General features: G+C 33.6%; 9 protein-coding genes and 1 pseudogene. 4 read left to right on the top strand and 6 right to left on the bottom strand.

The window, feature by feature from the left end:
- Positions 1–79: 79 nt before the first annotated feature.
- The 3 genes and pseudogenes from IPK14_24265 (at position 80) to IPK14_24255 (ending at position 4,458) form a co-directional block, all read left to right on the top strand.
- Positions 80–1,075, top strand: coding sequence for an FHA domain-containing protein (locus IPK14_24265; GenBank protein ID MBK7996367.1), 996 nt, complete (start codon positions 80–82; stop codon positions 1,073–1,075).
- Between the two features lie 17 nt (positions 1,076–1,092).
- Entirely contained in the window at positions 1,093–1,959 is an 867-nt protein-coding gene (locus tag IPK14_24260) for an aldose epimerase (GenBank protein MBK7996366.1), read from the top strand.
- A gap of 28 nt (positions 1,960–1,987) precedes the next feature.
- Positions 1,988–4,458, top strand: a pseudogene (locus IPK14_24255) (RNA-binding transcriptional accessory protein).
- Positions 4,459–4,782: 324 nt separating this feature from the next.
- Here the strand turns inward: IPK14_24255 and IPK14_24250 are convergent.
- The 6 genes from IPK14_24250 to IPK14_24225 form a co-directional block, all read right to left on the bottom strand.
- Positions 4,783–5,589: a CHAT domain-containing protein gene (locus tag IPK14_24250; GenBank protein ID MBK7996365.1), complete on the bottom strand. Its 807-nt coding sequence runs from the start codon at positions 5,587–5,589 to the stop codon at positions 4,783–4,785.
- Complete coding sequence (locus IPK14_24245) at positions 5,583–7,742, bottom strand: tetratricopeptide repeat protein (GenBank protein ID MBK7996364.1); 2,160 nt, start codon at positions 7,740–7,742, stop codon at positions 5,583–5,585. The genes IPK14_24250 and IPK14_24245 overlap by 7 nt, the downstream gene beginning before the upstream one ends.
- Before the next feature lies 1 nt (position 7,743).
- Complete coding sequence (locus IPK14_24240; protein MBK7996363.1) at positions 7,744–8,331, bottom strand: RNA polymerase sigma factor; 588 nt, start codon at positions 8,329–8,331, stop codon at positions 7,744–7,746.
- A 141-nt stretch (positions 8,332–8,472) separates the two neighbouring features.
- Positions 8,473–9,234, bottom strand: a complete 762-nt coding sequence (locus IPK14_24235; GenBank protein MBK7996362.1) for a hypothetical protein — start codon at positions 9,232–9,234, stop codon at positions 8,473–8,475.
- A 10-nt stretch (positions 9,235–9,244) separates the two neighbouring features.
- Positions 9,245–10,081, bottom strand: coding sequence for a 50S ribosomal protein L11 methyltransferase (locus IPK14_24230; protein ID MBK7996361.1), 837 nt, complete (start codon positions 10,079–10,081; stop codon positions 9,245–9,247).
- A gap of 97 nt (positions 10,082–10,178) precedes the next feature.
- A complete protein-coding gene (locus IPK14_24225; protein MBK7996360.1) occupies positions 10,179–10,520 on the bottom strand; it encodes a hypothetical protein in 342 nt (113 codons plus the stop codon).
- 107 nt (positions 10,521–10,627) lie between these two features.
- On the opposite strand from IPK14_24225, the gene IPK14_24220 reads away from it, so the two are divergent.
- Positions 10,628–12,205: a Ppx/GppA family phosphatase gene (locus tag IPK14_24220; protein ID MBK7996359.1), complete on the top strand. Its 1,578-nt coding sequence runs from the start codon at positions 10,628–10,630 to the stop codon at positions 12,203–12,205.

Genomic DNA, 12,205 nt, shown 5'->3' with positions numbered 1-12,205 from the left:
AGCATCTGTTAATACTATTGCAGTAGATTAGCACAATTAATCTAATTAAATAATTATACTTACAGAGAAAGAAAAATTTATGCAATCTTTTGATGAAAACCTCAAAAAGCTTGAAGAATATTTGCAAATGGCAGTTGCAATTCAATCAAAATTAACAATAGATGATATTGATACTAAAGAAGTTACAACACAATTGGCTGAACAACTTCGTTTACAACAATTTCGTTGGGCAGATAACAAGTATTTACCACATATTTTAATGGTACATGTTTTAGAAGATAAACCAGAAAAAGTAGAACCGATGGAAGTCGTCTTTTGCTCCCCCGATTTTATCAAGCTATTAATGTACACAGCTAAAGCTGCTGGATTAGATTGTTTAATGCCTATTCGCTCTGAAGTAGAACTAGTAAAACGTAATCATCCTGCTTTAATTTCTGGTAGTAACAGATGTGCAATAACTTTAACATGGCCTAAAGTAGAGGATACCTTAGCCCTAGCAGATGTTGTAGTTGACCAAGAACAACGTCGTATTATTGCTATACATATAAGACGTGCTAAAATGCCTGTTCTTGCTCGTCTCACTGCCTTAAATGCTGAGGTTTACCGAAATAATTATTTAATGATTCGTGAAATTACTCATATTGGTAGGTTACGAGTAGTTATTGATGATAAAACTGGCAGATTTATCAGACGTAACGATTTTGTTTTTGCTCAAAACGATGATCCAGAAGCTATTTGTAATAGTGTTTCACGTCAACATGCAAGAATTACTTATCATTCAGATGGAAGCTTTTATATTGAAGATAGTGGTAGCTCTAACTTAACTAGGGTGGAACGTTTAGAGGATGGGAAAAAAGTTCCTATAGATGTCAAATCAGGCATTTTAGTTAGATTACAACATAATGACTTAATTAGTTTAGGGCTTGCTCAAGTAAGGTTCCAGATTGTAGATCAAATAGATCCTAATGCTTTAGCAGAAATCAGTTTTGAACAAGAGCGTTCTTCTGTTGCTAGAAGTAACGAGAAACAAAATGTCACTATGCGTTTACCAATAGCAAAAACCTATGAAGATTAAATAGTGAGGGAAAATTAATGTTTAGCCATCAAAAACATTTTGACCATTTTCAAATTCATACATTAGCCGATGATGCAGGTAACTTATTATCTGTAGTGCCTGAGAGAGGCGCAATAATTTCTCGTTTTGAAATTGCTGGCAAAGCTATTTTTTATTTAGACCAAGATAGCCTAAATGATACTAGTAAAAATGTTCGTGGTGGAAATCCTGTACTTTTCCCTATTTGTGGCCCTCTTTCAGGTGGCACTTGTCAGATTGATGGCAATACCTATGCTATGAAACAACATGGCTTTGCTCGAAATCTAGCTTGGCAAGTTATAGAAGAAAATGAGACTTCAGAAAGTGCTAGTATTTGCTTAGAACTAATTAGTAATGATACTACTCGCCTGCAATATCCGTTTGATTTCTCTGTAAAATTTACCTATAAACTTACACCAAAAGGATTAACCATATTACAAAGATATGAAAATCTTTCTAAAACTACTATGCCATTTTACGCAGGTTTTCATCCTTACTTTGTTGCACCAAAAAAACAAGCTGTCAATTTAGAAGTTGATGCAGATGAATATGATGATTTTCTAACAAAAAAGACTTTTCCAGTAGAAAAAATCATAAATTTTGATGCCGGGACAGAAACTAATGGAGCATTTCATAATGTGAGAGGAAACAAAGTAGTATTTAGTAATTTTGGACAAGACCAAACCATAGAAATTACCTTCCAAGAGCCTTATAAACACATTGTAATTTGGGCTTTGAAGGATAAACCTTTTATTTGTGTAGAACCTTGGATGGGGCTAAATAACAGCTTAAATACAGGAGAAAGTGTTTTTCATTTAGATTCCGGTGCTGTTTTAGAAACCGCAGTCTCTTTTAATGTTTTATAAAATAAAGTATTTACTTAAGGATTTTTAGATGACAGAAGAAATTTCTACTCCAAACGAACAACAACAATTTCATTTACTTGCTTTAGCACATTTGCTAGAAGAACAAAAAGATAATTATTCTCCACGTCAAATCCATCATTTAGTTGGATTATTAGAAGAAGGTGCAACAGTTCCTTTTATCGCCAGATATCGTAAGGAAATGACTGGGGGAATGGATGAAGTTGTTGTTGGCAACTTAAAAGAACGTTTTGAAGAATTGTGCGAATTAGAAACCCGTAAACAAACAATTCTGGAAACAATTCAAAAGCAGGGCAAGTTAACCCCAGAATTAGAAGGACAATTAGCCGCCTGCCATGACAAACATTTACTAGAAGATCTTTATTTACCCTATAAACCAAAACGCAAAACCAAAGCTGCAACAGCCCGTGAAAAGGGTTTAGAACCTTTAGCAACAGAGATTTTTGCCACTCAAGGAAAACCTTTGGAAAGCTCTTTAGCTACTTTAGCAGAAAAATTTGTTAACTCAGAATTAGGGGTAAATACTGCCGACGAAGCATTAGAAGGTGCTAGTTATATTATTGCTGAATGGATTAGCGAAACTGTAGCAATTCGTACTGGACTACGTAATCATTTAGCTACTAGCGGGGAAGTTGTTGTAAGTAAAGCAACTAAAACAACAGATCCTACAAAATATGAAATGTATTATGATTTTCGTGAAGCAGTTGCAAAAATCCCTTCACATCGTTATTTAGCTGTCCGACGTGGTGAAGAAGAATCAATACTAAAATATACAATTGAAGGTGATCGGATCCAATGGTATCAATGCTAGATGAACATTTCCTAGTTCATCGTAGCGGAGAAGTAGCAGAATTTCTTAGAGCTTGTTTAATTGATGCTTTAGATAGATTGTTACTACCTTCTTTAAGTACAGAAATAAGACTTGAATTAAAACGACGTGCTGAAGCAGAAGCTATTGCTGTTTTTGCTCAAAACCTTCGTCAAGTCCTGCTTTCACCTCCTGCTGGGGAACGTCGAGTATTAGGTATTGACCCTGGCTATCGTACTGGTTGCAAACTAGCAGTAATTGATGAAACAGGTAAGTTATTAGACTATAAAACTGTTTATCCACATCAGCCACAAAATCAGTATGAAGAAGCTAAAAACTTAATACTAGAATTATGCCAACAACATCAAGTTAGTGCCTTGGCTGTTGGTAATGGTACAGCTAGCCGAGAAAGTATGCAGTTAGCTCAAGAAATTGCCACCACAATTGGAATAAGTGCATTATTAGTTAATGAATCAGGTGCAAGTATTTATTCTGCTTCAGAAATTGCTAGAACAGAGTTTCCAGAATTAGATTTAACTGTAAGAAGTGCTGTTAGCATTGCCCGACGCTTTCAAGATCCATTATCAGAACTTGTAAAAATAGATGCTAAATCTATTGGTGTTGGACAATATCAACACGATGTTGACCAATCAGCATTAAAAAAATCTCTCGATCAAGTTGTTGAATCCTGTGTTAATTATGTTGGAGTTGACCTTAATACAGCATCAGAAACTTTATTAAAATATGTTTCTGGCATTGGCCCTGCTGTTGCTAAAGAAATTGTTCAATATCGTAATAAACATGGAAAATTTAATAATCGTGAGCAACTACTAGCAGTAACAAAAGTTGGCCCTAAAACCTATGAGCAAGCAGCCGGATTTCTACGCATTCGAGATGGTGTTAATGCTTTAGATAATACCGCGGTACATCCAGAAACTTATAATGTAGTAGAAAAAATGGCTGAAAAGCTAAGTGTCAAAGTAAACGATTTAATCGGTAATCAAGAATTACTTAAAAAGATTCATTTAGATGAGTTTATTTCCGAGCAAGCAGGACTACCAACATTAAGAGATATAATGTCAGAACTTGATAAACCTGGCCGTGATCCTCGTAGCGAATTTGCTGCAATTACATTTACTGAAGGTGTAAATTCATTAGATGATTTAGAAGTAGATATGATTTTAGAAGGTGTAGTAACAAATGTAACCAATTTTGGAGCATTTGTAGATATTGGCGTACACCAAGACGGCCTAGTTCATATTTCCCATTTAAGTCATCGTTATATTAAATCAGCAACAGAAGCAATTAAAGTAGGCGATAAAGTTAAAGTTAAAGTTTTAGAAGTTGATATGGCTCGCCGTAGAATTAGCTTAAGTATTAAAGAAGCTCAACCTGCTCCAGTTAAAGAAGTTAAAGAAATTAGAGAAGCTAGAGAACCAAGAGAAGTTAAATCTATGGAAAAAGCTGCCCGTTCATCACAAAACCCTAGATTTGAAGCTAAGCCAAAATTTGAACAAAAGGGTGAGCCAAGAAAGTTTGATAGAAACCAAAGGGAGGCTCAAAAAGAAAGCCAAAAGCCCGTAAAGCCTGTTGAAAAACCAGTAGAAAAAGCAGATACAACATCCTTAGCCGATAAATTAGCAACAGCTTGGGCAAAAAATAGATTGAAATAGTTAATTTTAGTTTTTCTAAACCTAGAAATTAAACTAACAAAAGGTACACTAAAATAAACATTAGTGTACCTTTTACTTTTCACTCATAAAAATTTTTCTGCTAAAAATTTTTATCTTATTGTTATATAGCCTCAAAAAATTTTGTCTTATTGGTGTATTGGTAATAACCTGCGCTCAAAATATTAAAAAATAGAGCTAACACATTAAAAAGAAAATTTTCTATCTTTGAGCGTAGCTTAGTACCAATTATTTTCAGTCCTTTTTAAACTACTCTGTTCCACATTTTCAATGCTGATTACTTTAACCAGCAAGTCTGTAAAGTAATCAGCTAAATTTTCCAATTAAAATAAATGGGGCCCAATAATATGGGTTTGAATAGCTGTTTTGTGAGTCACGGATAAGCTGAAGTTGTGCAGAGCGTAAAGCCTGATTTTTTGTTTGTCCAGAATTAAGATGTTGATAAAAAGCGGTGATTAACTCTTTAGTAGATTTATCATTTACTTTCCATAAACTAGCAATTACAGACTTTACTCCAGCACGGCGGAACTGTTCAGAAATACCAAATAATTCTATTCCATCTTTGCCCAGTGCAGTTTCACAAGCAGATAAAGTAATTAGCTCCATTCCATTTAATTTGCTCGCTAAAGCTGCAATTTCATCATAATAAAGCCTTTGTTCTTGCTCGCTACTACCAGCTAACATAATAAAAGAGCGTTTTGGATCTTTAGGCTCTAAATGTGCGTGAGTAGCTAAATGTAGGTAAGTAGCTTTATTAAGTTCGGCTAAAAGTTTTTGTTTACTTGCATCTTTGCCAACTCGCACTAAAGCACGCTCTCCAAAAATCTCTTTTAACCCTATAGCTTCTAACTCTGCTTGTGGAAGTTTTAAGTTATTATCTTCGGGAAATGGATTTCCATAACCTAAAATTTGCCCTTTTTCTAAACTTCCTTTTATTTCATTGTAGTATATTAATGATGCGGTAGTAGCTAGGTAACTCACAGGTATTTGTTCGATTAAGTATTGTTTTCCGTTCCAAAGGGCTTGAAAAGGTAAATATTGCAGTTTGTCATTAACAATTACAATTAGCTCTTTAGCTGATAAAATATCACTTTCAAAAGGTTCAATTAGCAATTGATAAAGCTCTTGACTAAATTTTTTATTTCTGTTAATGAGCTTTCTCGTTTATTGCTTAAACTAGCTAACAAAAGCTGAATAGGCCGTTGAAGTTGAGCATCATTTATAGGAAGAATTTTTACTTCTAATTTTTTATTATTAAAAACTGTTATTAAAAGCTTATCTGAAAGAGAAAAAGTTTCTAAAACAATGCTATCTTTTGGAATAGAAGTTTGAATAGAAGCAAAACTAACAGCCTTTAAGCCTAATAGCTCTGCTGTTCTAGGATTATTACGCAATACACCATCAGTAAATTTTTGCTGCTCTGTTGTTAAATCTGTCAATTGTTGCTGCAATTTAGCTCTTTCTCTTTTTTCCCTAGCATTTAAGAGTTGTTGTTCAAGAGCTTGTATCCTTGCTAAATATTTTCTCAACTGTTGATAAGCTAAGGCTTCTGTTTCACTAGTAAATAAATTAGCTGTTCTTTGCTGTAACGCACTTAAATCTCTTTGTTTAGCACGTTCAATATATTCAATAGCCTTTTCTTTTTGATTTGCTTTTATAAGCAACTCTACTAAATCTCGATAAATTTGTTGCTTACCATTTAAGAATAAATTCTCAGCCTCTTCTCCGCCTGAAAGACGGGTGCGAATGTCTTGTAGTTTATCTACAGCTTGTTGTAAATAATCTATAGCTTCATTTAACTTGTCTTCATCACGCATCAGTAAAGCTTTTAGATAGAGCATTTGCCATTCTAATGCAGGTGCTTCAAAGGTTGTTGCTAGTGTTAAAGCTTCTTCAATTGAAGTTAAGGCTAGGGGTTGTTTTTTTAGCTCTCTTAAAGCTCGTGCCTTAGTAGTAAGTGCTAGAGCAATATCTAGCTTTTCTCCACTTTTTCGAGCTTCTAAAAGAGCCTTACTAGCCCATTCTAAAGCATTTTGATAATCTTTAAGCTCAATTAAACATTGTCCAATTTGTACAGATAAAACGCGAGTTTCTCCTCGATCATTAATGCTTTGTTGAAGTGCTAAGGCTCGTTTTAAGGACTCCAAGGCTAAGGAAAATTCTTGTTGTGCTAAATAAATTGCCCCTAATCTAGCTATAGCATTGGCTAAGGCTCGTTTATCATCTAGTTTTTCTGCAAGCGTTTCTGCCTTTTTATAGTAATCAAAAGCTTGTTGGTAATCTCCTTGTGACGAGTAATAAAGACTTAGATTACTATAAGTTATAAGTAATTTTCTTTCATCGTTAGCTTCTGTAAAAATTTTTAATGCTCGCTCGCTATATAAAACAGCTTGTCTATAATCTGCTTGATAATAAGCAATAGAACCTAGGTTTTGTAGTGCTGCACCTACCCAGCTTTTTTGTTTTGCTTGCTCAAAATTATCTAATGCCTGCTCATAATAGCTTTGTGCTTGCCTATAGTCTCCTATAGTAGTAAATACATTTCCTATATTATTTTGTACTAGTCCAACATTAAATTTATCTAAAGTGGTTTGATATTGTGCTAAAGCCTCATAATAGACTGATAAAGCTAGATCATACTCTCCACGTCGGCTATATAAACTTCCAATAGCACGTTTAGCACGTCCAATTATTGAAGTTTTATTGGTTGAATTATCAATGATTTGCTGATATTGAGCAAAAGCTTTTTCATAATCATTAGCTTCTGTATAAACAATGGCTAAACGAAAATTAGTTTCTATAACTGCTTCTAAATCGCCTTCTGCTTTTTGAATTTCTATAATTTGTTGGCAAATATTTACTACTTTTTCATAATCTTTTTGTTCTCTATATATTTTTGATAATTCAAATAATGTAGAAATAATTTTTTTATTATCTGACAAATTACGATAAATGCTAAGCGCTATATTTATACTTCTAATTGGCTGTAAATGCTCTTTGTTAGCTTGTTCTATAGTAGCTTTAATAACCATTACATCGGCATATTCAATAGTATTTTTTTTAGCTAAAGTTAAAGCTTGTTTTATAGTTTTACTAGCTTGTTTTATTTGGTTTTCTTTTAATTCTTTTTTAGCTTTCTCTATAAGTTCTTGGTAAGTTATTTGTTGAGTTACTATTTTGTTTGGTTTGCTATTTTGTGCAAAAACAGTAGGGTAATGCAGCAACAGTAACAAGAATAAAATAAATAAGCTTTTAACTATAGTCATATTACCTATTAGTTCTTTGCTTAAGAAACTCTTTTAGTTCCTGTCGTCCTCTCATAATCAGATTATTAACAGCAAAGATACTACTCATAAAAATTTGCGAAATCTCTTTAGGATAATAGCCGAGTAGAAATCTTAGAATCAACACATCTGCGGTTTTAGAACTCTTACGCCCGCTAACAGCAAAGTGTGTAATTTCAATTAATAGCTCTTGGGCCTGCTCATTAGATTCGGTTTCAATGCTAACTAATTCCTCAATAAGAGGTAGAGAAACGGATTGAAGATCTCCTCCTCTTTTTTTTGCCATAGTTCTTATTAATTGATTTTTATAGAGGTTACTAGTCAACCGACATAAATAAGCAAAAACGTTTTCTATCTCATTTAATGGAGGTTTGCGGCTAACAAATTGAATATAAGCATTTTGCACTAAATCTTCTGCTAAAGTTTTATTATTTTGACAAAGATAAGAAGCCCAATTAAGTAATTGATCATAATGAGCAACAAAAACTTCCTCATGCGTCAAAATCTTTTGTTCAACGGCAGAATCTGTTCTAATAACAGCTTTTTTTATTGTTTGTAGTAGCTGTTTCATTTGAAAATAATTAACTCTTTAACTATTTTTACTTATAGTAAGCTCTTTTGAAATATTTCTAATGAGCTTACTTCAATAGCTTTTTTATGTAAATTTTTTAGTAAATCAAGCTCTGTTATTTTAAGTTCTTCTAAATCAAGTTCAAGAACTAAACTGAGGCAAAATATCTTCTGCATTTTCACGTATAACATAGTCCATATCTTTTGTTAAGTGTGACGGCTTAGGGTTAATTTCTAGTAAAGTAGTATTAGGTCGTAATTTAACAGCTTTCATTAAACCATAAGAATGACTATTAACTCCTGATGTACCAATAGCAATATAAACCGTACAGCCTCTAGTAGCGTTCACAGCTAAATCATAATGCTCTTTTTTAATCAAATCATCAAGTAACACTATATTTGGAATTAAGATATTTTTACACTCACACATAGGGGGAAGCGAGCTTAAATCAAGGTCTTGCATTTCATAAGTATTTTTGCAAGTAGGGCAAAGAGCTTTTGAGATATTTCCATGTAATTCAACTGCTTGACCACCTGCACAGCTAATTAGTCCATCAAAATTGCTAGTTAAAGTAGTTAGATTAACTATCTTACGTGCTGCAATCTTTTTTTGAAAATCCACCAAAGCATAGTGAGCAGCATTTGGTTTAGCTTGTTTTACTAAATTATAAAGATGGATGTAGTATTTCCATGCAAGCTCTGGAAATTGTACTAATCCTCTAATGGAGGACAAATAAACTGGGTTATGTCTATAAAAATATTTGTCTTTTCCTAGACCGCGAAAAGTTGGTATTCCACTACTAAGAGAAACACCTGCACCGATAAATAAAACAATAGAAAAGCTTTTGTTTATTTTTTCTCTAATTTCATCTGTTACATTAGTTAATATTTGAGGTTGCTGCATAAAATCTACTCTATTTATTAGGTAATTGCATTAGCAAAGCTAGCCAATATTTATTTTGTCTTTTATCAATTAGCTCTAAGCCTTGTTTTTGAAATAGTTCTGTCATATTGGAAGTTTCAGCATTAGAAACATCACTAACCATAGGCGACCAGTCAAAGCTAGCAATTGTACGTATCTCATCCTTGTTAGAAAACCCAGATAAGATTATTTTTCCACCTGGTTTAAGCCTTTTAACTAGTTCCTCTTTTATTTCAACAAATATAGATGGTAGTAGATTTGCTGTAATCAAATCATAAGTAGCGGCTGGATAATCGCTAATATTAGCTTGTTTAAGGTCAATTTTATCTAAAACTCCATTTAGTTCTAGGTGTGTTAAAGCATCATCAACCACATCTTGAGAAATATCAAAAGCTTCTATTTGTGCTTCTGGTTGAAGAAAAGCAGCAGCAATAGCTTGTACCCCTGTACCCGTGCCAACATCTAGGAGTCGTCCGCCTTGCCAATAATCTTCTAAAAGTTCAAGTGTTAAAAGTGTAGTTTCATGCGACCAGCCAAAAGAAATACAAGGATCTATTTCTATTGCTCTACGGTTTTGAAAGGCAGGATCTTGTTTTACTAGGTCTCGTTTCCAGGAACGAGTAATAACAAAATTTTTTCCTGCACAAACTGGTGTATCAGTCATTGCCCATTGAGACAAGTGAGGTGTGATTTTGTTGCGTTGCAAGCTTTGATCTAGCTCTTTAGCTTCTTTTAAGAACTTTTCTTGATCCTGAATATTAAAAGCTTGGAGTATTCTTTGGGCTAGATTTTCTAGCAACTCTTGATCTTTGTTATCAGTATTTTCCATTGATATTATTTTGTTAGTAAGTTTTTAATTATTTTTAATTAGAAAAACCTTAGTTTAACAGAAAAACAGATAAAAACTTAACCAACATTTATTAGGACTACAAAACAATTCGACTAAATAAAGAATTTTTCTTAGATATGAAATAATTACTTTGTAGCAAATAATTTGTAATATCTACTGCCCAAGGCCCATAAACTTGTTTAGCTGCAATAATTGAGCTAATCCAATCTGTCCCAACTACTAAGTCATCCCACTCCGCAATTAGATTATAACCTTCTTTAATTACAGCCACTTTAGCTAAATCATAATCATCCCCAATAGCAAAGCCTTGACCTTGTTTTTGTCCTAAATACCAGGAATGATCAATTTTTTCCTTCCAAAGATCCTTACTAAGCTTGATGGATTTAACAATTTGGGTTAGTTTAGGCGCACTTTGCATTTATTTTTCTCCAAGTTAATTAATAAATTTTGTTGGAGATGTTTTAACTAAAAAATGTAAAGTTGATATAAAAGCAGTGTAATAATTTTGTAAATGTAGGGTGTTTTATGATATTAGCGGCAATAGATGTTGGCTCAAATTCAATACATTTTGTTTTAGTTAAAGCTGAAGTTGGACAATATTTTGAACTAATTGCACAAGAAAAAGATATGGTCAGACTAGCAGCAGGAATGGGTTTACATCTTTTATCTAAAGAAAAAATTGATCAAGCTTTAACCACTATTAGCCGTTATGTTAGTTTTGCTCGTGCGCGGGAAGCATCACATATTTTAATTACTGCTACTAGTGCAGTTAGAGAAGCAACCAACAAAGATTACTTTCTAGCTAAAGTACAAGAATTAACTGGAATAACTGTAGAAGTCCTTTCAGGAATTGAAGAAGCCCGACTTATAGCTTTAGCGGTTACTTCAGCAATGAACATCAGCGGACGACGTTCATTAATAGTTGATATTGGTGGAGGTTCTACAGAATTTATTGTCACAGATGGAACAAAGCCTGTTTTTCTTAACTCTATGCGCCTTGGAGCAGTCCGACTAGCAGAAGCACAAAAATTAAGCGATCCTGTAAAAAAGAAAGAATTAACAAGATTAAAAAAACAACTTTCCGTAACTCTAGTCCATACTAGCCAAGAAATACTAGATCTTGGCTATGACATCCTAATAGGCACTTCTGGCACAATTCTTAACTTAGTTGGACTTGCAGCACAAAGTAAGGAAGAATCTTCTAGTCCAGAAAAAGGATTTAGCCGTTTTAGTAAACAATGTACTTTATCAGACTTAAAAGACATCAATGATAAATTAGCTAAAATGCCATTAAAGGAACGAACACGCTTTCCTGGACTAGATCCTAAGCGTGCAGATATTATTATTGCTGGAGGGCAGCTTTTAGAAACTATTTTAACTAGAGTAAAAGCAAAAGAAATTATTACTTGTGACTGGTCATTGCGTGAAGGTGTGCTATTAAATTTTATTGAGCAAATTGGAAATACTTTGCATGCTGACCTTGGGCAAATATCGCTAGATGAAAAGGTTTTAGATGTTAAGGATAAAACAATTCTTTCTATTGCCCGTCGCTATGATTATCAGCCAACACACGCCCATCAGGTAGCAAAATTAGCAGGTAAGCTTTTTGATAAACTGCACACTTTACATAGTTTAGCTGAAGAAGATCGTGTATTACTTCAATATGCTGCTCTTTTACATGACCTTGGTTATCATATTTCTCATGTTGGACACCATAAACATGCTTACTATCTTATCCAACATTCAGAGATGCCAGGATTTAGCACTAGGGAAATAGCTATTATTGCTAATTTAGTCCGTTTTCATCGAGGGCCCAAACCGCTTAAGAAACGGCATGCTTGTTATCGTAGGCTAAATAAAACTGATCGTTTGCGAGTTAAGCGAATGTCTGCGCTACTTCGTGTTGCTGATGGTTTAGATAGAACTCATTGTTCTTTAGCAGATGATTTAATGGTAGAAATTAATGAAAGGGAAGTCCAAATAACTGTTATTTCAAAAGAAAATTGTGAGTTAGAAATTTGGTACACCAACCAACAAGCCAGCTATTTTGCTAATATCTTTTCTAAAAAACTAGTGGTCATACAACAACCACTAGTTCTTTAA

This window comes from Blastocatellia bacterium (assembly GCA_016713405.1).
In the GTDB taxonomy this organism is placed as follows: domain Bacteria; phylum Acidobacteriota; class Blastocatellia; order Chloracidobacteriales; family JADJPF01; genus JADJPF01.
This window is presented reverse-complemented; position numbering and strand designations above follow the sequence as displayed.

Coding starts and splice junctions, on each gene's coding strand:
- IPK14_24265 (MBK7996367.1), top strand. CDS start 80: ATGCAATCTTTTGATGAAAACCTCAAAAAGCTTGAAGAATATTTGCAA.
- IPK14_24260 (MBK7996366.1), top strand. CDS start 1,093: ATGTTTAGCCATCAAAAACATTTTGACCATTTTCAAATTCATACATTA.
- IPK14_24245 (MBK7996364.1), bottom strand. CDS start 7,742: ATGACTATAGTTAAAAGCTTATTTATTTTATTCTTGTTACTGTTGCTG.
- IPK14_24240 (MBK7996363.1), bottom strand. CDS start 8,331: ATGAAACAGCTACTACAAACAATAAAAAAAGCTGTTATTAGAACAGAT.
- IPK14_24235 (MBK7996362.1), bottom strand. CDS start 9,234: ATGCAGCAACCTCAAATATTAACTAATGTAACAGATGAAATTAGAGAA.
- IPK14_24230 (MBK7996361.1), bottom strand. CDS start 10,081: ATGGAAAATACTGATAACAAAGATCAAGAGTTGCTAGAAAATCTAGCC.
- IPK14_24225 (MBK7996360.1), bottom strand. CDS start 10,520: ATGCAAAGTGCGCCTAAACTAACCCAAATTGTTAAATCCATCAAGCTT.
- IPK14_24220 (MBK7996359.1), top strand. CDS start 10,628: ATGATATTAGCGGCAATAGATGTTGGCTCAAATTCAATACATTTTGTT.